Consider the following 20100-nt stretch of genomic DNA (forward strand, 5'->3'; position numbering starts at 1 on the left):
CCCCACTCTCCCCGCCCCCTACTATAAAGAATGAATAAAAATAAACTTTGGCAACTTGTATTTTGGCTAGGACCATTCTTTTTAACTTCCGGCTTAACCATTGGTTTAATATCAGAAAAATGGGGAATAATCCCTTTATTATTAACAATACTAGGTTTAATAATTTGTAGCCTCTGGATAATAATCCAAAGCCAACAAAGTAAATGGTGGCAAAAACGTTCCACCCAATCGGGTACTAACGCTCTTGTCGCCACCTTATCAGTATTAGTTATCTTAGGATTAATTAACTTTTTAGGTATTCGCTATCACCTGCGCCTAGATTTAACAGATAGTCAATTATTTACCCTATCCCCTCAATCAAGAGAATTAGTCAGTAACTTACCCGAAACCATAAAAGTTTGGTTATTTAGTAAAGACCAAAATCTCCAAGATAGAGAATTATTAGATAACTATCATCGTCAAAGTAATAAATTTAAATTTGAGTATATTGACCCTCAATTAAAGCCAGGAATAGCCGAAAAATTTGGTGTCAAAGATTATGGCGAAGTTTATCTAGAATTTCAAAACAAACGGCAATTAGTCCAGATAATTAATGAAAATGAACGTTTATCAGAAATAAAATTAACTAATAGGTTACAACAAATTACCAGTTCCACAACTGCTAAAGTTTACTTTCTTCAAGGTCATGGTGAACATCCACTTACAGCTAGTAAAGGGGCAATTTCCCAAGCAATTAAAGCATTAACCGATAAAAACTTTACCACATCAGCTTTGAATTTAGCAGAACAGCCGCAAGTTCCTGATGATGCTACTGTTATAGTTGTCGCTGGACCTAAAAAAGAATTATTGATAGGGGAAGTTACAGCTTTACAAAATTATCTCAATCGTGGTGGTAACTTATTATTGATGATTGATCCCAATACTGACCCGAAAATAGACACTATTTTAAAAGATTGGGGTATACGCTTAGATAATCGTTTGGCTATTGATACTTCTGGCGAAAATTTACAACTAGGACCCGCTGCTATTCTGGTGACAGAATATGGACAACATCCTATTACTAAAGATTTTGCTAAAAATATTTCTGTATATCCCTTAACTCGTTCTTTGGAAATTGATCCTGTTTCTGGTATCGAGTCTATGGCTTTATTAAAAACTAAACCCTATCCCAACAGTTGGGCAGAAAGTGATCAAAAAAGTGAAAAATTAGAGTTTAATGAAGGTCAAGATTTAAAAGGACCTTTAACTTTAGGAGTAGCATTAACTAGAAAGTTATCAAATGCAATTCCCACAACTTTACCAACACCAATTCCCACAACTTCACCAACACCAATTCCCACAACTTCACCAATTCCAATTCCCACAACTTCACCAATTCCAATTCCCACAACTTCACCAATTCCAATTCCCACAACTTCACCAATTCCAATTCCCACAACTTCACCAATTCCAATTCCCACAACTTCACCAACACCAATTCCCACAACTTCACCAACACCAATTCCCACAACTTCACCAATTCCAACTTCCATAAATTCTCAACCTACTGCTAAAGAATCCAGATTAGTAATATTTGGAAACTCAAATTTTGCTGTTGATGGTTTATTTGAACAACAATTAAATGGAGATGTATTTTTAAACTCAGTTAGTTGGCTAAGTCAACAAGATCAACAACTTCTCTCAATTCGTCCTAAAGAACCGAAAAATCGCCGCATTGTTATATCAACTCTTCAAGCTAACTGGTTAACAATAATTGCTGTGTTTGTATTACCTTTAATTGGATTAACCACAGGATTTATTATTTGGTGGAAACGCCGATGAAAAATAAATTAGTAATTCATGATGCTAAATTCAAGCATTGGCTTTGTTTTCAAAATCCTGATGAAATTATCAAAGCTGATAGTATTGATCAAGTTGTTCCTAAATTGCAACTTGTAAATGATTTAATCGCCAAACATCAAATGTATGCAGCGGGTTTCATTAGTTATGAAGCTTCCACAGCTTTTGATTCCGTACTAGAAACCCATTCTTATAGTTCATTTCCCCTACTTTGGTTTGGATTATATAAAAAAACAGAAATTATTGAATTACCAAAACCAACCTTACCGACAGAATATCAACTCAATTGGAAACCTTCAGTTAGTGAAGCCGAATATCATCAAGCCATTAGTAAAATCAAAGAATATATTGCTTTGGGGGAAACATATCAAGTTAATTATACCTTACGACTAAATGCGCCCTTTAGTGGCGATACTTGGGAATTATTTATCAAATTAGTGCAAGCACAAAACGCCGACTATGGGGCTTATGTTGACATTGATAACTTTGCTATTTGTTCCGCTTCCCCCGAACTATTTTTTGATCTTGACGGTAATAATTTAACCTCTCGTCCTATGAAAGGAACAGCAGCTAGAGGTTTAACATTAGCAACCGATCATAATATTGCTAATCAACTACATTTTTCTGAAAAAAACCGCGCTGAAAATGTGATGATTGTGGATATGATTCGCAATGACATGGGAAGAATAGCTGATATTAATACTGTCAAAGTTCCCCATTTATTCAATGTTGAAAAATATCCCACAGTTTGGCAAATGACATCCACAGTCACAGCCAAAACTACAGCTTCCCTAAGTGAAATTATGAGGGCGTTGTTTCCCTGTGCGTCTATTACTGGCGCACCTAAAGCCCGGACTATGCAAATTATTCAGAAGTTGGAAAATACACCACGCCGCATTTATACTGGATGTATTGGATTTATTAGTCCCCACCGTCAAGCGCAATTTAATGTGGCTATTCGGACTGTATTAATTGATAAGGAAAATAGTCAAGCTGAGTATGGAGTCGGAGGAGGAATTGTTTGGGATTCTGTAAGTAGTGATGAATATCAAGAATGTCAAATTAAAGCCCAAGTTCTCACCTTAAATCAACCAGATTTTTCACTTTTAGAAACGATATTATGGCAACCTGATCATGGCTATTTTGTTTTAGATTATCATTTACAAAGGTTGCAGTCTTCAGCAATTTACTTTAATTTTAATGTTGATATCAATAGTTTGAAAAAACAACTTGATGAATTAACAAAAACATTTTTAAGTCAAGCTTATAAAGTGCGGTTGTTATTAGATTATTATGGTGACATTACATATCAAACTATACCTTTATCTCCTGTGAATAATCAGGAATTTGTTAAACTAAGTATGTGTTGCACAGCCATTGACTCTAATAATCCATTTTTGTATCATAAAACGACTAATCGCCAAGTTTATGAAACAGCGAAAGCTGCTTTTCCTGATTGTGATGATGTTTTATTATGGAATGAAAGAGGTGAAATCACAGAAACTTGTATTGGTAATATTGTGGTAGAGTTGAATGGAGAATTATTGACACCTTCGGTAAAATGCGGTTTGTTAGCAGGTACTTTTCGCGCTGATTTACTTGAAAAAGGAAAAATCAGAGAAGAAATTATTGCAGTTGAACAGTTACAATATATCAATCGCATTTATATAATTAACTCAGTGCAAAAATGGCGAGAAGCGGTTTTAATTTCTAACTAATTAGATAATTTAGTAATATTCAACATGAAATTACCAAAAACGACTTTAATTTTAATACTTTTAGCCTTGGGATTAGGTAGTTTTGTCTACTTTCATGAAATCAAAGGTAAAAATCAGCAAACAGAAATAAAACCCCAAAAACAGAAAATTTTTGCTTTTAATGCTGATGATGTGCAATCTTTAACAATTAATTTTAAGGAAACAATATTACAAATAGAGAAAAGAAATACAACTGAAAAACCCCAATGGGAAATAAAATCTCCCATATCAACACTAGCAAATGATGCAATTGTTTCTTATTTAATGGATTTATTAGTTGAGGGCAAAAGTGAAAGAACAGTATCAGTTTCACCCACTGAATTATCAGAATTTGGTCTGGATAAACCTGTAGCTACTATTGATGTTAAACTAAAAAATAAACAAAGCCATCAATTGATTTTAGGTAAAGGTGATTTTAATAATCAATTTTTATATGCTCAAGCTGATGGTAACAAAAATATGAATTTATTGTTAGTTTCTAAGGATTTTGTGAATGCAGTTAATCGAGATATATCTGAATGGAAACAAATAGCAGAAAAGATTGATGTACAGCCATTACCTAGTCTTCCTTCCCCAACTTCTCCAAATAAATAATGTAGAGACGTTCTATGTAACGTCTCTACAAAAATTATCTCGTTCCCAGTCTCTGGCTGGGAATGTCACTACAGAGGCTCTGCCTCTACTGTTATTGAAGGCAGAGCCTTCTAGAATTCATTCCCATACAGAGTATGGGAACGAGAAAACGAGAAAGGCAGAGCCTCTGCTGTTATTGAAGGCAGAGCCTTCTAGAATTCATTCCCATACAGAGTATGGGAACGAGAAACGAGAAACGAGAATGGGAACGAGAAAACGAGAAACGAGAAAATTTACCTAACATCTAACCTTTAAAAACTCCAATGACAAAACAAACAGCAACTTTATTAATTTCTTGTCCAGATCAACGGGGATTGGTAGCAAAATTTGCCAATTTTATCTATGCTAATGGTGGTAATATTACTCATGCAGATCAACATACAGATTTTGAAGCTGGACTATTTCTAACGCGGATAGAGTGGCAGTTAAAAGGGTTTAATTTACCCAAAGATGTAATTACTCCTGCTTTTAATGCGATCGCTCAACCTTTAAATGCAAAATGGGAATTACACTTTTCTGATACTCTTCCCCGCATTGCTATTTGGGTAAGTCGTCAAGATCATTGTTTATTTGATTTAATTTGGAGACATCGTGCTAAAGAATTTCATGCAGAGATTCCTTTAATTATGAGTAATCACCCTGACTTACAACCGATAGTTGAACAATTCGGTATTGATTACCATTACTTACCAATTACTAAAGAAAATAAACAAGAACAGGAAGCTAAACAACTAGAATTACTGCATGAATACAAAATTGATTTAGTTGTCTTGGCAAAATATATGCAAATAGTTAGTGCAGATTTCATTGAGAAATTCCCGCAAATTATTAATATTCATCATTCATTTTTACCTGCATTTATTGGGGCTAATCCCTATCATCGCGCCTTTGAAAGAGGTGTGAAAATTATTGGAGCAACAGCCCATTATGCCACTGCTGACTTAGATGCAGGACCAATTATTGAACAGGATGTGGTGCGGGTAAGTCATCGAGATGAGGTGAATGATTTAATTAGAAAAGGTAAAGATTTAGAAAGAATTGTGTTAGCAAGAGCGGTAAGATTGCATTTACAAAATCGCGTTTTAGTTTATGGCAATAGAACTGTAGTTTTTGAGTAAATTTATTTAATCTGAATTGATCATTTTAGCTATCGTTTCCATCATCAAAAAAAGCCGATGAGAATAATCAGGAAAGCAAATGAATTGATAATGCTCATAAAAAGAACGGGCTTTATCATCTTTGGCATCAACAACTACCGCAATTGTCGCAATTTCATTTTGCAAACTACGATATAGGGCATCCATTAACAACATTTCCCCTAAACCTTTTTGACGATGATTTTGATCAACTGCTAATCTACCTAAAAGAGTAGCGGGAAGTTGAGGATATTTTGGTAGTTTTTTAGTAATTTCTATCGGCAATTCTCCGATTTGAATACTTGTTGATGATAGTGTGTAATAACCTGCGACGAAACCAGAACTTTTTTCTACTAAAACAAATGGGGCTGCTATGCGTTTACGTGCATCTTGCCCAGCTTGTTTTTGGAAATATTTATCTAATTGATCAACTCCACAACAAAAAGCCGCCCGGTTATGCTTTTTTCCTAGCGGCTCTATTAAATAATTCTCAAAAGCATCAAAATTATCTGTTAACTGCACTTATACACCCATATTCTTTTTATAGCGTTGAGCCGCAAGCCGTAACTTGTTACTGGGTTCTGGCGGATTAAGCAGTGCTTCTACAAAAACTTCTTGGTCTTTTCTGCTTAAAACCATGATTTCATTTTCCTGAATAATCTGGTTTGCAGCACTGACAAGACTGCTAACTACAAAATCTGTAAGTGTTCGCCCTTGAATATCAGCCGCCCGTTGGAACAGTTCCTTATTCTGTGGACTGATACGGGCTTCTAATCTTTCTGATTTGGAACTCAAGGATTTTTCTGGGCTATTTCTAGCCACTGAGTGAGTCATGATACTTTCTACACAATAAATATGATGTGTAAATCTTTAGTGTACGGCAAATCTCCTAACAAATAATAGTGTACTGATTTATTCAACAAATGTCAACTATCCCCAGTCTCCAGACTTTCCACCTGTCTTACTGACTAAATGAATCGCCTCAATTTGAATAGACTTTTCTAACGCTTTAGCCATATCATATAAAGTTAAAGCGGCAATAGATACCGCTGTTAAAGCTTCCATTTCCACGCCAGTTTCTGCTTTGGTTTTGACAGTGGCATCAATTTGATAACCAGGTAGTTGGGCATCGGGGATAATCTCAACGGTAATTTTTTGCAACGGTAAGGGGTGACAGAGAGGAATTAAATTCGCTGTCTGTTTAGCAGCCATGATTCCCGCTAACCTAGCAGTTGCTAAAACGTCCCCTTTGGGAGTGTTTCCGGCTTGAATAGCGGCGAATGTCTCAGGTAACATTCGTACCTTACCAGTGGCTACTGCTTGGCGAACAGTGGCGACTTTGCTGGATACATCAACCATTTGGGCTTGTCCCTGGGCATCCAAATGGGTTAGTGGAAAAGAATTTGGAAAATTAGCTTGCGTCATTGGGAAAGTATGTGCTATTATGAAATTCATGAGTCAAGGGTGTGTAGCTCAGTGGACTAGAGCACGTGGCTACGAACCACGGTGTCGGGGGTTCGAATCCCTCCTCGCCCATTATCTGATTTTAAATGCACAAGTTCCTTTTTTGGAGTTTGTGCATTTTTGATAATTATAAGACCTCGCGGTAAGCGTAAAACTCAGCGGCTTTAGCCCTGAGATATAAGCGACACGAGCGGTTTTAACCGCTTTGGTATTTTCTATATTAACCGTGATGCGGGTCTTCAATATATCTCCTCACGGATTCGCTACTAACATTCCCTGCGGTGCTTATAAAATAACTACTTGTCCAAAGAGACGGTAGTTTTTTTAATTGGGGAAATTCTTTTCTCAAGTAGAAGCTAGAACGACCTTTAAATGCCTTGATAACTAAATGTGGGGTATCTGTGGGCTTAACGCTAATAAATAAGTGGATATGGTCTGGAGCTACTTCTAAAGCTAAAATATCCCAACCTTTTTCTATAGCCAGTTCAGCAAAAATCTGTCTCGCTCTTGTTGCTATTTCTCCTACTAAAACTTTTTTCCGTCGTTTAGGTATCCAAACAAAATGGTAATTAACCAGGAATTTAACGTGGTTGTGGGTTTTATAGTCTTCTTGCGTTAACATATTCTCTTGTTGTTTTCTTGATAGCTATTGACAATACTAGCTTAATCAATTATTCTTGAGAAGTCAACTTCTCATAAATCGTAACTTGGTGGCAAAAAATAAAAAAGCAATGGGAGTACAACAGGTTTTGTTGTCTCCCGATAATGAAACAAAGGCAGTATTAGAATATCTCTGTCAGCAGTCAGGGAAGCTGTATAACAGTGGTGTTTATTTCGCTAGACAAACATTTTTAAAAACTGGAAAGTTGTTAACGGGTAAGTTCGACTTGATTTACGAGCCTTCAGTGTCTAAAACTATGGTTGCTCAATCGATGCCATCTATCCCCGCACAACAAACTTTATTATCTGTAACAGAAGCCTTCAAATCTTTTAAAGAATTACGTTCTTTGTTTATCAAAGGACAATTACACTTTAAGCCTAAAGTACCCGGCTATCTAACAGGTTCTAAACTTTTCAAGGTTGCTTATCCTCATAGTGGAGGACAGAAACCAACTCTAGTTAATGGACAACTTAGATTTTCGTTGGGACTAACGGTTAAAAGATGGTTTGGAATTTCTGAATTTTTTCTACCGATGCCGTCAAATTTAGATATAGCTCATGTTAAGGAGTTTACTATCCTACCTAAAAACGGTGCTTTTTATCTAGAGATGTCTTACGAAGTTGAGAAACAACAGCATGATTTAGACATTAATCAAGCTCTATCTATTGACTTGGGAACGGCTGATAATTTAGCGGCTTGTGTTGATACATTGGGTAATTCCCTATTGATTGATGCCCGGTCAATGAAAGCCATGAATCAGCTTTGGAACAAGAAAATATCAACAAAAAAAGAGGGGAAATCAGAAGCTTATTGGGATGCTTGGTTAGACCGTGTAACCCGTAAACGTAACCATCAGATGCGTGATGGTATTAATAAAGCAGCGAAACTAATTATTGACCATTGCTTAAAATATGGTATTGGTACATTAGTTATCGGCTGGAACGAGGGGTTTAAATCCAACGCTAATATGGGGAGAATTAACAATCAAAAGTTTGTCCAAATGCCATTGGGTAAACTTAAAGATAGATTAAGACAACTCTGTGAATTGCACGGTATTAGATTTCAAGAAACTGAAGAAGCATATACGTCAAAAGCTAGTTTTCTAGATGGAGACTCCCTACCTAAGTATGGCGAAAAGCCAGAAGGGTGGAAAGCATCAGGAAAGCGTGTTAAGCGTGGATTGTATGAATCGGGCGATGGTTCATTCGTAAATGCAGATTTGAACGGAGCAGCTAATATTTTAAGAAAAGTATCGGGAAGGTTGAGTCTATCACTTGATCAACTCAGTAGACGATCTTTGGCAATCGTAGCGAGAATTAAATTAAATTAATTCTGTCCGCAGAATCTCAGCGGCTTTAGCCCTGAGAGTGTCAACAGTGCAGGATATGGAAGGGCGCAGGCCCTGCGCCCCTACGGTTATTTGACGGCATAGATATCTTCTGTGCGACCAAGGGCAAAACGCAGAGATTGAGGAATATTGCGGCTAGACTGGGTGAGGAAGATGATCATGGCAATGACTGTTAAACCTGTAGTCAAACCAAACATATTTCGATAACCAAGTGTTTCGGCAAATGTACCAAAAATTGGACCTGCGATCGCTAAACCGATATCAAATCCCATTAAGGAAGCACCAAATATTCTCCCGCGTTCGTAGGGTAAAGCCCTATCTGTCATCAATACAGAAATCATGGGGATAAGTGTACCAGAAGCAGCACCTTCCATGAATGCTCCCAATAAGAACATGAAAGAGTTATTTGCTTGCCAAATGCAGATGACAGAGAATGTATAAGCTATCAAACTCATGGTGACAAATAAACCCCTTCCATATCTATCAGAAGCTTTACCAGTAAATAATCTACAACTAAAACTGGAGACAGCCGCCGCAGTAAAAAATAAACCTGGATTTAAATCAACTCCGGTTGATTTAATAAATAGGGAGATGAAAGTATGCAAACTACCTAAAGTCAAACCACTCAGGAGTAAGACGATAGCGGGAATCCGCACCCGATGACTAGTTAATATTTGCCAAAAGTTATCATTTTTACTGTTAGTTGGTTTGGTGGCAATTGGTGGATTAATAATGGGGATGATACATAATAAACCCAAGGAACATAAAGCCGCAGATGAGAGAAATAATGGGGTATAACCAGCACTTGCTTGTAAAAACCCACCTATAGCCGGACCTATTCCCACACCTAAAGGATTCACCAAACTCATGTAACCAACGACTTCACCGCGACGGTGTTCTGGTGCTAAATCGCTGACTAGGGCAATGTAAGCTGTGGCAAAAGCGGCGATACTAATGCCATGAAAGGCACGAATTACCATGAGGGGAATAATTGATTTTACACATAAATATCCCAAAGGAGCGATCGCTGCTGCGGACATTCCAATCAATAATACTATTTTACGACCCCGAATATCTGCTAAAGCACCCATTGACGGGCGACATAGCAACATCCCAATGGCAAAGCTACCCATGACAATGCCAATTTCTTGTTTGCTTGCACCAATATGTTCAATATATAAGGGTAGGGTAGGCAATAATGAAGCCAAACCTGACCAGAAAAACAGACCCGCTGCAAATAACATGAGCAGGTTTTTTCGCAGATTAGCGTCAAAAGTATCAAAGGCTTTCACGGCAGATGCAATAATGCTAAAAGTATTATTTCTCTATTGTTACGTTACTTAACATTTTTTGCCACAACTTCTCGCACCCGATAGATTGGTCGTCCTTGAGATTCATGATAAGTTCGCATCAGTAATTCTGCCAAAAGACCGAAGCAAAATAACTGGACTCCTGTTACTAACAGCAACACTGCCAAAATCAACAAAGGACGGCTACCAATATCTACATGAAAAGCCAATTTGACGAAAGTTAAATATATACCTATTCCCCCACCAGCAATCATGGAAATCAATCCCAACAAGCCAAAAACGTGCATGGGACGGGTGAGAAACTTCTTCATAAATAGAATAGTTAATAAATCCATCAATACCCGGAAAGTCCGTGATATCCCATACTTACTTTGTCCAAACCGCCGCGCATGATGACGTACAGGTACTTCTGTAATTCTTGCCCCTTCGATATATGCCAAAGCAGGTAAGAAGCGGTGTAGTTCTCCATAAAGATTCATATCTGCCACCAATTCAGACCGATAAGCTTTCAGAGAACAACCATAATCATGAATATAGACGCTAGTAGCCCCACGAATTAACCAATTAGCGATTTTAGAAGGAAGCAACCGATTTAATGCCCCATCTTGGCGATTTTGCCGCCAACCACTAACTAAATCATAACCCTCCTCCAGCTTTGCTAATAACATGGGAATATCAGCGGGATCATTTTGCAAATCAGCGTCTAAAGTCACAATTACTCTAGCTGTAGCATAATTAAAACCCGCAGACATAGCCGCAGTTTGTCCATAATTACGTCGCAAAATCACCGCTTTTAAATCAGTGCGAATTTGCGCTTGTTCCTTGAGAAATTCCGCTGTACCATCACTAGAACCATCATCTACACAAATAATCTCATAATTCAACTTACTAGTGGTGAGAGTCGTAGAAATGGCTTCTAGTAATAAAGGTAAACTTTCGACCTCATCTTTAATTGGGACAACTACGGATACATCTAAACTTGGTGATTGGTAATTGGTCATAAGGATATTAAGTAGTCTTGATTTAATTAGAGACAAAAATGTGGTTCATTCATAACTTTTCACAACTCTCCCAGCGCCGCGTAACTGTTGATAATAAGCCTGACTAACTTTGTTTCCCTGTTCCGAAAGTTGGTCAATACCAATACCGTTGCGTCCTTGTTCTTTTCCTGAACTGTGAATATAGCAATTATTACCCAAATATAATCCTACATGAGTAGCTTTTTCAGGAGTTCCAAAAAAGATTAAATCCCCTGGTTGTAATTCAGTAATATCAATTGCTTGGGTAAAAGCTTCTTGTTGATAAGCGTCTCTCGGTAGCCACACACCCACAGATTTAAATGCTGCTTGCATTAAACCCGAACAATCATAATTAGGTGCGACTGTGCCACCCCAAAGGTAATAATTATCTTCTGCTTTTGCTGCTTGGGTAAAAGCGATAACTGTGGGTATGTGCTGTTGAATTTCTGCGGTTGAGATGAATTGAGGTTGATATATTGTTTCTGTTGGTTGAAGAAATTGCAAATCTTGAAGTGATAACCATCCTGGATAGTCATCTTCACATAAACATACTGCAACTGCTGTATCTGGATGATTTGATGTTATTTGTAAATGTCGTCCGGTGGCGGCTTGGGTAGCTAAACGGATACATTTAGGGGAATCATAGATATTTAGGTTGGTGTTACAGAAATATTCTGCTGTTGGGGAATGGGGAATTATTAGGTTTATTGACATAAGTAAGTAGGTTGGCGTTGAAAATTGTCGTTATGGCAAGAGGCAAGAGGCAAGAGGCAAGAGGCAAGAGTGAAGAGGGTTTGGGCGATTTTACGTTTCTTTACACAGTTTGGTTTTATTGTGTTCACCTACTTACGCCACGCTATGTCTGGTGCCTCCAGCATACTACGTGAACGCTATCAGGATTTAAGGATGAACAGGTTTCACATGATAGTATAAATCGCTTTTTATGGTAACACTTTCTTTAATAAATCCCGATGTAAAAAAGCCTCATTTACTAAGGATTGAATTTTATGAGGTGACAAAGCCACACCATTATTATAATAATCAATCCAAATTTTACTGATTAAATCTACATCATCTGGTAAATCCTTTAAATCCCAACCAGGTATTTCTAAATCTTCCATTAATCGGTTGACTTTGGGATCATAACTTAATGCAAAACAACGAGAACCTTCACTAGCTGCCATAATTAAACTATGGAGACGCATTCCTATGGACATTTCCACACCGCGAAATACACCTTTTAAAATTTGTGGATCTTCGGAACAAAGAACTCTACTCACATCTGGTAATTGAGTGTGAATCTTTTCCGCAATTCCTAGATCTTCGCTTTTTTGAAATGGTAATAATAAAATAAAAGCTTGGGTTTCTTTTTGCAAATTAACTAAAGCTTGAGTTAAATTTGCTAACCTATTTTCTGTCAATTGAGGATGATTTCTTAAAGTAACTGCAATTCTGGGTTTTGGTAAATCTACTAATTCCGGGACTGGCTTCGATTCCAATGCCCAAACCGGGTCAGGGGCAAGGATATGGGGTATACTCCAATCTGATAATAACCGAGAACTGGAGCGATCGCGCACACTCACTTGAGTACAACCTGCAAAATTCCCCTTTGCTAACCAACGAGTTTGGAAATGCAACAAAGGACCTATACCCTGTCCCCAAGCCACAGTTTTCAAACCCATAACTTGAGCTAAAGCCATCAATCCCCCATAATAAAAAGGGCTAATCAGACTGGTAGCATCTTGAATTAAACTACCACCACCCCAAACAAAAGCATCACAAGAACGCAAAGCCTTTAAGACTGAGAAAATCGCCATGCGGTTGTAACATTCCACACCATAATGCCGATGAGTTTCTTCAGGATTTCCAGAAAGCACCACAGGAGTAACATCAAGTGGTAGCATTTGCAGAAGTGTGGCTAACAAAGCTTCATCACCACCATTACCCTTACCGTAATACCCAGACAATAAAACCCGCATTTTCCCCATTTTAAATTTTAGATTTTAGATTAATTATGCACGCCCTTTCGATTCCCACCTGGATAATTCATATTTCTAGCGTCATTGAGTGGATAGCCGCAATTTGGCTAATTTGGATATACGGTGAACTTACAGAAAATCGGAGTTGGTGGGGATTATCCTTTGCCATGTTACCAGCTTTAATTAGCGCAATGTGTGCTTGTACTTGGCATTATTTCGACAATTCCGAATCATTAGAATGGTTAGTCACCCTACAAGCTACCATGACATTAGTTGGTAACTTTACTCTCTGGGCAGCAGCTTATCTAATTTGGCGTTCTACCAAGTCTACAAGCCCCATTGAGACACAATCTATCAAATCAGAACAATGATATCAAAAGAAACCCTCTTTGCCCTCTCTCTGTTTCCCTATCTGGGTTTCTTGTGGTTTATCAGCCGCAGTCCACAAATGCCACGTTTAGCCCTATATGGATTTTACGGCACATTGGTATTTGTCGCCATCACCATCCCCGCCGCCATTTACGCCAAAGTCCAGTACGGAGAACAACTAGCCAACGTAGACTGGTTACATGGCAGCGCAGAAGTCTTTTTAACCCTTGCTAACATCTTACTAGTCTTAGGTTTTCGCCAAGCAGTACAAGAATTAAAAAGCAAAAATTAAACTCAGTCTTTCTTCTTTGCGCCTTTGCGCCTTTGCGTGAGAAAAAAATTATTGTTTATCAGGAAAAAAATAAATGGAAGTCATCCCCGCAATTGATTTACTAGAAGGTCGCTGTGTGCGACTATATAAAGGAGACTACGAGCGATCGCAAGTATTCAGCGAAAACCCCGTTGAAGTAGCGAAAATGTGGGCAGACCAAGGCGCGACAAGACTACATTTAGTTGACTTAGACGGCGCAAAAGCTGGGAAAATCGTCAACTTAGCAGCTATTGAAGCCATTAGAAATAATCTTGATATACCCATTGAAGTTGGGGGCGGATTGCGCGATCGCTCAAGTGTTGTACAATTATTTAATCTGGGAGTAAATTGGGCAATTCTGGGAACTGTCGCCGTTGAACAACCCCAGCTAGTCCAAGAACTCTGTCAAGAATTTCCCGAAAAGATTATTATTGGCATAGATGCCCGTAACGGCTTAGTTGCAACTCGTGGTTGGTTAGAAACATCAACAGTATTAGCCACTCAACTAGCAGTACAAATGCAAGAACTAGGTGCAGCAGCCATCATCTACACCGATATTAACCGTGACGGCACACTAGAAGGCCCCAATTTAGACGCATTACGAGAACTCGCAGCGGCAATTTCCATACCCGTAATTGCTTCAGGTGGTGTAAGTTCTGTCACCGATTTATTAAGTTTATTAGCCTTAGAACCCCAAGGTGTCACAGGTGTGATAGTCGGTAAAGCCTTGTATACGGGTGATATTCTCCTCAAAGAAGGATTACAAGCTATTGGACCGGGAAGACTGCAAGATATACCACCAGATTTCGGTATTTCTAGCATTGCTTAAAATGAATTAGCAATATAGAGAAACCTGTAGGGGCGCAGGGTCTGCGCCCTTGATTGTATTGATTATTGCTAGTATTGTATTAGGATTATATTTACTCAATAAATTAGTAATTTTATGCCAAGAAAAGACCAGGGTTGGGTGACATTTCAAACATCTGAAGAAGAACGCAAGATATTAGAAGAATTTTGTCAAAACTCCCAACGGACTAAAACAGAGATTTTGCGAGAATTAGTCCGGGGACTTAAACAATATTCAGCACCGTCCATATCATCATCAACTTCACCAGAAAAAGCAGAAACAAAAAATATTGAATTTGAAATTGTTAGTCCCAAAAAAGCATTAAAAGTTAGTTCTCGTAATGTTTTAAAAGGAATTGTAAAACGAGTAACTACAGGCAGTATAAATACTGAAATAACTTTAGAAATCGTTCAGAAAGTTGAATTAACTTCCATGATTACTAGAGTTTCCGCTGAAGAATTAGAATTATCTGAAGGTACAGAAGCCTATGCTGTGATTAAATCTAATGATATTGTGATTGCTAAAGATTAGAAATACTTAACTTAGATTCCCGACTTCTTTAAGAAGTCGGGAATCTTTTTGTTTACTAAGCTTCGATTTTTACACCTTTCCAGAAAGCAACATAACCTTCTATATTTTTAGCCTTTTCCTTGGTGCTAGGATAGTACCAAGCTGCATCTTTGTTAACTTGTCCATTAACTTCAACACTGTAGTAACTAGCAACCCCTTTCCAAGGACAAGTGGTATGAGTGCTGCTGTCTGTAAAGTATTCCTTATTAATAGTGTCAACCGGGAAATAATGATTTCCTTCCACAACTACAGTATTATCGCTTTCGGCTAGAATAGCACCATTCCAAATTGCTTTCATGATTTGAGTCTGAAAAAAGTTAATAATTCATATTGTTACATTTAAAATGATAATTTACTAACGTGATACAGTGAATTCTAGTAATTTTTTTCAAAATACCACCTGTCAATCTCGAAATAAGTTTTATTATTTATAGTAAATTTATGAAACCAGAGGATTTTGCCACAACGGTGACTGATGATTGGGATGTCTTCTTGCCCAAAAACCATAAAAATCAACCCATAGACAATCAAGCATACCGCATTTTTGAACCCCAATGGCAACCAGTAATATTATCCTGGTTTGGACGCGAAGATGTACCCAAAGAGTCAAAAGAGGCATTTATTCAAGCTTTGGTCAATTTTGAAGATGGCTGTGTACCATATCAGGGTAAGGGTTTTTATGGTTATCGCGCCTATTTTTTAGCAGCAGCAGCGATCGCTCAATTCCCAGAATCGGCAAAAGGTGATAACATAGTTCAACAACTGGTAAATTGGAAATTAGATTATTATTGTTTCAATAGCATTGAACAGCAAGTCACTGTAGGACTTCAAGAAACCGACAGAACCAAAGCCATAGATACTTTAGTCCAATCAATCAACACATTACAACAAAATTTCACCCTTTCTCTCGCCATTACCAGCTTAGAAACAATCGGATCTGGTAGTGAAAAATCCATTTCCGCTTTAACCCAACTATTGAATACGTCACAGGATAAAGACATCCGTAGACGAGTAGTTAAAAGCTTAGGAAAAGTAGGCTATGGTAATGAACAAGCTATTTCCGCTTTATTAAAAATTATAACTACATCAGAAAATAATGATGTCCGTAAACAAGCGACTGAAAGCTTAGGAGAAATAGGCTATGGTAATGAACAAGCTATTTCCGCCTTAGTGCAAATTTTAGATACAGCACAAAATGATGCTATTTATTGGCAACTAGCTGAAAGCTTAGTTAAAATAGGCATTGGTAATGAAAAAGCCATTTCTGCTATAGTACAATTACTAGACAAATCAGGCAATAAATATACAAGTAGATTAGGAAAAATAGACAATAACCACGAAAAAGCCGTTATTCTCCAAGCTGCTACAACCCCATGTCAAATAGAAACTGATCACGAAAAAGCCATTGCCGATTTAATCCAAATCTTAAATGTATCAGAGAATGAAGAAGCGATTAGTCAAGCACTTTATACATTAGGAGAAATAGGCAAAGGTGATGCAAAAGCTGTTTCTGCTTTAGGGCAACTCTTAGATACATCACAGAATGAGCATATCCTCGTGCAAGTAGCCGAAAGCTTAGGAAATATACATCCTGGTAACGAAAAAGCCATCTCCGCTTTATTGCAACTTATAAATACATCAGAAAATGATGAAATTATTGTCTATGCACTAGAAAGCTTAGGCAATATAGGCATGAATAATGAAAAAGCCATTGCCGCTTTAGTGCAACTTCTGGATAAATCACAGAATGAGTACACCCATAAACTAGCAGCTAAAAGCCTAGGAAAGATAGTCACTAGCAATAAAGATATATTCTTGGTGGTGCAAGCTTTACGTCGCTATAAACTAGATAGTGAAGACTATGATTTGATTTGGAATTGCGCCCAAAATATGTCCTATCCAGAATTTTATCAAGCTTGGCATCATTCTTGATTTATCAAAAATATTTTCCATTTTTCTGTTTGCTGGGTTATATTTTCACACCCATAATTTTTGCTATCTTGTCTACTTCTACTAACCCTTGACGTTCTAATTCATAAGCAATAAATGGAGCTTTCCTTTTTAAAGAGTCGAAACTAGAATTATCTTCATAGTAAGTTTTTAGCCATTCTAATCTTCCGTCAATACACTTGTCATAATCATTTAATTCCAAGCGATTAATTGTTGATATTACTCTTTCTTTGAGCGGATATAAAAGTTCAGGATTAGGCTTGATAATAAGAGAAGGAAAATCTAGAATAAAACTATTTACAGGTAATTCAAAAGGGTCTATAACATCTAATTTTGTTCCTTTTTTGTGATTTAAAGTTAAACAAGCAAGACGAAAATTATGCCATTCATAAGCTAATTCAGGTTTAGCAGATTTAGGAAGAAAATGGTCAACCGTTGGATTACCTTCTGGACGGGAAATCCATTGAGCAGAATAGGCACAAATTTTATTATAAGATTTGTATAAATCATTTAACGATTCTCGCCAATAGGTAGCGTTTTTATTTTCGTAATCTTTATTTGTAGGATTAGGAAATTTACTTAAGAAAGCCAAACCTGGTTTTCTAACTTTCTCGTCAAAATCATCAGGTTCAGGCTGGGGTTTAATAGGAATCACAAATCTACTCCATGCTGTTCTGCAAAATAAACCCACCTTGGCCAAAATCTATCATCTTCTGATAAATACCTTGCCAAATCATTTGATACTCTTGCCACATCTTCCGAATTGGGATTATCTGATAATTGTAAAACTTTCGCTGCTTCTATAGCTTTTTCTGCTTCCAAAGAACGAGCATGACGCAATTTGAAAACATCAGACATTAACCAAGAATCTACCACACCTTGACGGATAAAAGGAAGTTCTTCAATTTGGACTTCATTCCCTAATGAATCGCTTTTCACCAGTTCTAAACTAAATAGCTTATCAACTGTTTGATCAAATCTAGGTTCTACAGATGCCATTACTAAAGGAGAATGAGTAGCAACCATAATTTGCACTTGTAAATCAGATGCTAAATCATCTCTCACATCTAACAAAGCAGGTAAAATAGCTCTTTGCCATTGGGGGTGAAGATGTGCTTCTAATTCATCTACTAAAATAACCATTCTCTTCTGTGGTTCTATGCGGATAAGTTTTGATTGTATTTTATGTTCTTCATAAGCCCAAACTATCAAATAAGCCATTGTAATTATCCGCTGTACTCCTGCCGAAGCATGAATAATGGGAACAGTTCCATAAGGATGTTCTATGGTGGGAATTTCTCTAGCATCATAAGGAAGTCTGACAGGTTCTCCCGGTTTCAAAATTCCTAAATCACCTTCTTCGGGAGGTGATAAACGTGCTAATACTTTTTCTAAGGTATTAAATGGATATTTATCTGGTCTACTTTGCCATTGAATCCAATCTTGTAATAATCCATTAATAAAAGTATTGCCATTTTCATCTTTTTGACCATTCCATAACTCATCTTTTGTAAAGACAAAAGGAAGTGGTTTTTTCTCAATATTTCTAATCCGTGAAGAAGATGATAAATATTGTTTTGCTGTGTCCCATACGGCAAAAGAACCATCTACTCTGGCATAAATTAAAAGACCTGGAATAGTTGAGCGATTTTTAATTTCATTCCATCTTTGAAGTTGCCAATCATAAGAAATACTCTCTGTATCAGATTCAGAATCTCCAGAAATTTTAAATGTAATTACAGGTTCATCTTCACTTGCAGTTTGCATTGGATATGCTGGTAAATTTGCCCACTGTCCAGTTAAAGCCCACCAAGCACATTCTAGTAAAAAAGTTTTACCCAGTCCATTATCACCTGTAATTAGGCTCAGTCTTTCTGCTGGTTCAAAACAAAGTTTTTTTGCAGCCCCTACACCTTGTATTTCTAAATAAGTTAAAGTACCTTCTTCCGGTAGAATATCTGGAGGTTTGCCAATAACAGTTTTTAATTCTTCCCAAGACACTACTTCGTCTTGAAAAAGTTGGTTTATATTGATATTTTCAGGTATAGAAATATCAAATAATTGATTAATTTCTTGTTCATTTAATAAAAATTCATTTTTGAAATTTTGAATAATATCTTCTGGTGTTGTTTCAGATGACCATTCTTTTTCACAATATATCCAGACAGCTAAATGAAAAGCAGGAATCAGTTGATTATCATACTGAGACAAACAGGATTTTAAAATTTCAATATAGTTATCTTTCCAGCCCCATCTGTCTTCATTTATGTTATTGATTAATGATTCTCTAAATATTGGTGTATGGATATCTTTATAAATCTCTCTATAAACATCTTCTATTATATAATTTACATATCTGTTAAGTTTTATCCATCTATTTTTACTTTTTGATAAACGGAAACATCTATAAGAAAATGTTGAGTCCTTATAGAGTTTATAGTTTTTTTCTAAAAAATCTTTAATTTCCGAATATAGAGATACTTCAACAGTATTACCTACTGGTAATTGTAATTGCTTGAATTTCAAAAAAGTAATTCCCCAAAAAGAATCTACCTTTTCCAAATATTTAAGAGACTCTCTAATCTGGTCAATACTAATAAACATGAGTTTATCCGGTTCACTTTTTTAAGTTAATCTGAAGAAATTACAGGTTAAATCCTTTCACAAGATAGCAAAATACAAAACTCTGGGTAATTTTTAAAACTAGCTTAACTAGTTTATGACAAAAAACTTCCAACAAAGACAATTTACCAAAACTAACGCAAAAACTCTCTAAAACTCTTCTTTCTTCGCTACCTTCGCTCCTTCGTGGTTCGTTCATCCAATATCTTATCATCACGAAGACAAAAAAAGCATATATCTACGCCAAGTTGGTTATTCATTACTTCATTATACTCAAACAACTTAG

The 20100-nt window shown here is 36.9% G+C and carries 21 protein-coding genes and 1 tRNA gene; 11 read left to right on the top strand and 11 right to left on the bottom strand.

Features of this window, described 5'->3' with window-relative positions:
* The first annotated feature begins 30 nt into the window (after positions 1-30).
* The 4 genes from AN486_RS18275 (at position 31) to purU (ending at position 5347) form a co-directional block, all read left to right on the top strand.
* On the top strand, positions 31-1821 hold the full coding sequence (locus AN486_RS18275) for a Gldg family protein (RefSeq protein WP_290601934.1): 1791 nt from the start codon (positions 31-33) through the stop codon (positions 1819-1821).
* Entirely contained in the window at positions 1818-3557 is a 1740-nt protein-coding gene (gene pabB, locus AN486_RS18280) for an aminodeoxychorismate synthase component I (protein ID WP_053537833.1), read from the top strand. Before AN486_RS18275 ends, pabB begins: the two co-directional genes overlap by 4 nt.
* 24 nt (positions 3558-3581) lie before the next feature.
* Positions 3582-4190 (top strand): DUF4340 domain-containing protein, encoded by a 609-nt coding sequence (locus AN486_RS18285; protein WP_190383541.1) that lies wholly within the window; start codon positions 3582-3584, stop codon positions 4188-4190.
* A 302-nt stretch (positions 4191-4492) separates the two neighbouring features.
* Positions 4493-5347, top strand: a complete 855-nt coding sequence (gene purU, locus AN486_RS18290; RefSeq protein WP_027403777.1) for a formyltetrahydrofolate deformylase — start codon at positions 4493-4495, stop codon at positions 5345-5347.
* 6 nt (positions 5348-5353) lie between these two features.
* Here purU and AN486_RS18295 read toward each other — a convergent pair whose 3' ends face one another.
* The 3 genes from AN486_RS18295 to moaC all read right to left on the bottom strand — a co-directional run bounded on the left by AN486_RS18295 (position 5354) and on the right by moaC (position 6790).
* Entirely contained in the window at positions 5354-5887 is a 534-nt protein-coding gene (locus AN486_RS18295; protein WP_053537831.1) for a GNAT family N-acetyltransferase, read from the bottom strand.
* Complete coding sequence (locus AN486_RS18300) at positions 5888-6199, bottom strand: DUF1778 domain-containing protein (protein WP_039200081.1); 312 nt, start codon at positions 6197-6199, stop codon at positions 5888-5890.
* 96 nt (positions 6200-6295) lie between these two features.
* A complete protein-coding gene (moaC, locus tag AN486_RS18305) occupies positions 6296-6790 on the bottom strand; it encodes a cyclic pyranopterin monophosphate synthase MoaC (protein ID WP_039200083.1) in 495 nt (164 codons plus the stop codon).
* A gap of 37 nt (positions 6791-6827) precedes the next feature.
* Here moaC and AN486_RS18310 point away from each other — a divergent pair.
* A tRNA-Arg gene (locus AN486_RS18310) sits at positions 6828-6901 on the top strand.
* Positions 6902-7049: 148 nt separating this feature from the next.
* On the opposite strand, the gene tnpA is transcribed toward AN486_RS18310, so the two are convergent.
* Entirely contained in the window at positions 7050-7451 is a 402-nt protein-coding gene (gene tnpA / locus AN486_RS18315) for an IS200/IS605 family transposase (protein ID WP_039204987.1), read from the bottom strand.
* 88 nt (positions 7452-7539) lie between these two features.
* Here tnpA and AN486_RS18320 point away from each other — a divergent pair, with 88 nt between their 5' ends.
* Positions 7540-8820, top strand: coding sequence for a transposase (locus AN486_RS18320; protein WP_235335429.1), 1281 nt, complete (start codon positions 7540-7542; stop codon positions 8818-8820).
* A gap of 86 nt (positions 8821-8906) precedes the next feature.
* On the opposite strand, the gene AN486_RS18325 is transcribed toward AN486_RS18320, so the two are convergent.
* The 4 genes from AN486_RS18325 to csaB form a co-directional block, all read right to left on the bottom strand.
* The gene (locus AN486_RS18325; RefSeq protein WP_053537828.1) at positions 8907-10130 is read right to left on the bottom strand and encodes an MFS transporter; all 1224 of its coding nucleotides are present in this window, start codon (positions 10128-10130) and stop codon (positions 8907-8909) included.
* Positions 10131-10174: 44 nt separating this feature from the next.
* Positions 10175-11149, bottom strand: a complete 975-nt coding sequence (locus AN486_RS18330; protein WP_290601943.1) for a glycosyltransferase family 2 protein — start codon at positions 11147-11149, stop codon at positions 10175-10177.
* Between the two features lie 45 nt (positions 11150-11194).
* Positions 11195-11881 (bottom strand): C40 family peptidase, encoded by a 687-nt coding sequence (locus tag AN486_RS18335; protein WP_168636314.1) that lies wholly within the window; start codon positions 11879-11881, stop codon positions 11195-11197.
* Between the two features lie 227 nt (positions 11882-12108).
* On the bottom strand, positions 12109-13155 hold the full coding sequence (gene csaB / locus AN486_RS18340) for a polysaccharide pyruvyl transferase CsaB (RefSeq protein ID WP_290601945.1): 1047 nt from the start codon (positions 13153-13155) through the stop codon (positions 12109-12111).
* Positions 13156-13181: 26 nt separating this feature from the next.
* Here csaB and AN486_RS18345 point away from each other — a divergent pair, with 26 nt between their 5' ends.
* The 4 genes from AN486_RS18345 (at position 13182) to AN486_RS18360 (ending at position 15203) form a co-directional block, all read left to right on the top strand.
* Complete coding sequence (locus tag AN486_RS18345) at positions 13182-13517, top strand: DUF2499 domain-containing protein (RefSeq protein WP_015083349.1); 336 nt, start codon at positions 13182-13184, stop codon at positions 13515-13517.
* Complete coding sequence (locus AN486_RS18350; RefSeq protein WP_168636315.1) at positions 13514-13807, top strand: DUF3593 domain-containing protein; 294 nt, start codon at positions 13514-13516, stop codon at positions 13805-13807. The genes AN486_RS18345 and AN486_RS18350 overlap by 4 nt, the downstream gene beginning before the upstream one ends.
* A gap of 73 nt (positions 13808-13880) precedes the next feature.
* Positions 13881-14654, top strand: a complete 774-nt coding sequence (hisA, locus tag AN486_RS18355) for a 1-(5-phosphoribosyl)-5-[(5-phosphoribosylamino)methylideneamino]imidazole-4-carboxamide isomerase (RefSeq protein WP_290601947.1) — start codon at positions 13881-13883, stop codon at positions 14652-14654.
* Between the two features lie 114 nt (positions 14655-14768).
* Positions 14769-15203, top strand: coding sequence for a molybdopterin-binding protein (locus tag AN486_RS18360; protein WP_053537822.1), 435 nt, complete (start codon positions 14769-14771; stop codon positions 15201-15203).
* A gap of 55 nt (positions 15204-15258) precedes the next feature.
* Here the strand turns inward: AN486_RS18360 and AN486_RS18365 are convergent, their stop codons facing one another.
* Complete coding sequence (locus tag AN486_RS18365; RefSeq protein WP_168636504.1) at positions 15259-15543, bottom strand: DUF427 domain-containing protein; 285 nt, start codon at positions 15541-15543, stop codon at positions 15259-15261.
* Between the two features lie 140 nt (positions 15544-15683).
* Between AN486_RS18365 and AN486_RS18370 the strand changes: the two genes are divergently transcribed.
* On the top strand, positions 15684-17174 hold the full coding sequence (locus tag AN486_RS18370) for a HEAT repeat domain-containing protein (RefSeq protein ID WP_290601948.1): 1491 nt from the start codon (positions 15684-15686) through the stop codon (positions 17172-17174).
* A gap of 37 nt (positions 17175-17211) precedes the next feature.
* On the opposite strand, the gene AN486_RS18375 is transcribed toward AN486_RS18370, so the two are convergent.
* Both AN486_RS18375 and AN486_RS18380 read right to left on the bottom strand, forming a co-directional pair.
* Entirely contained in the window at positions 17212-17847 is a 636-nt protein-coding gene (locus AN486_RS18375) for a hypothetical protein (RefSeq protein ID WP_168636318.1), read from the bottom strand.
* Positions 17844-19796, bottom strand: a complete 1953-nt coding sequence (locus tag AN486_RS18380; RefSeq protein ID WP_168636319.1) for an AAA family ATPase — start codon at positions 19794-19796, stop codon at positions 17844-17846. Before AN486_RS18380 ends, AN486_RS18375 begins: the two co-directional genes overlap by 4 nt.
* Positions 19797-20100: the final 304 nt, after the last annotated feature.

Origin of the sequence: Anabaena sp. AL93 (assembly GCF_001672085.1) — a bacterium.
Classification (GTDB): domain Bacteria; phylum Cyanobacteriota; class Cyanobacteriia; order Cyanobacteriales; family Nostocaceae; genus Dolichospermum; species Dolichospermum heterosporum.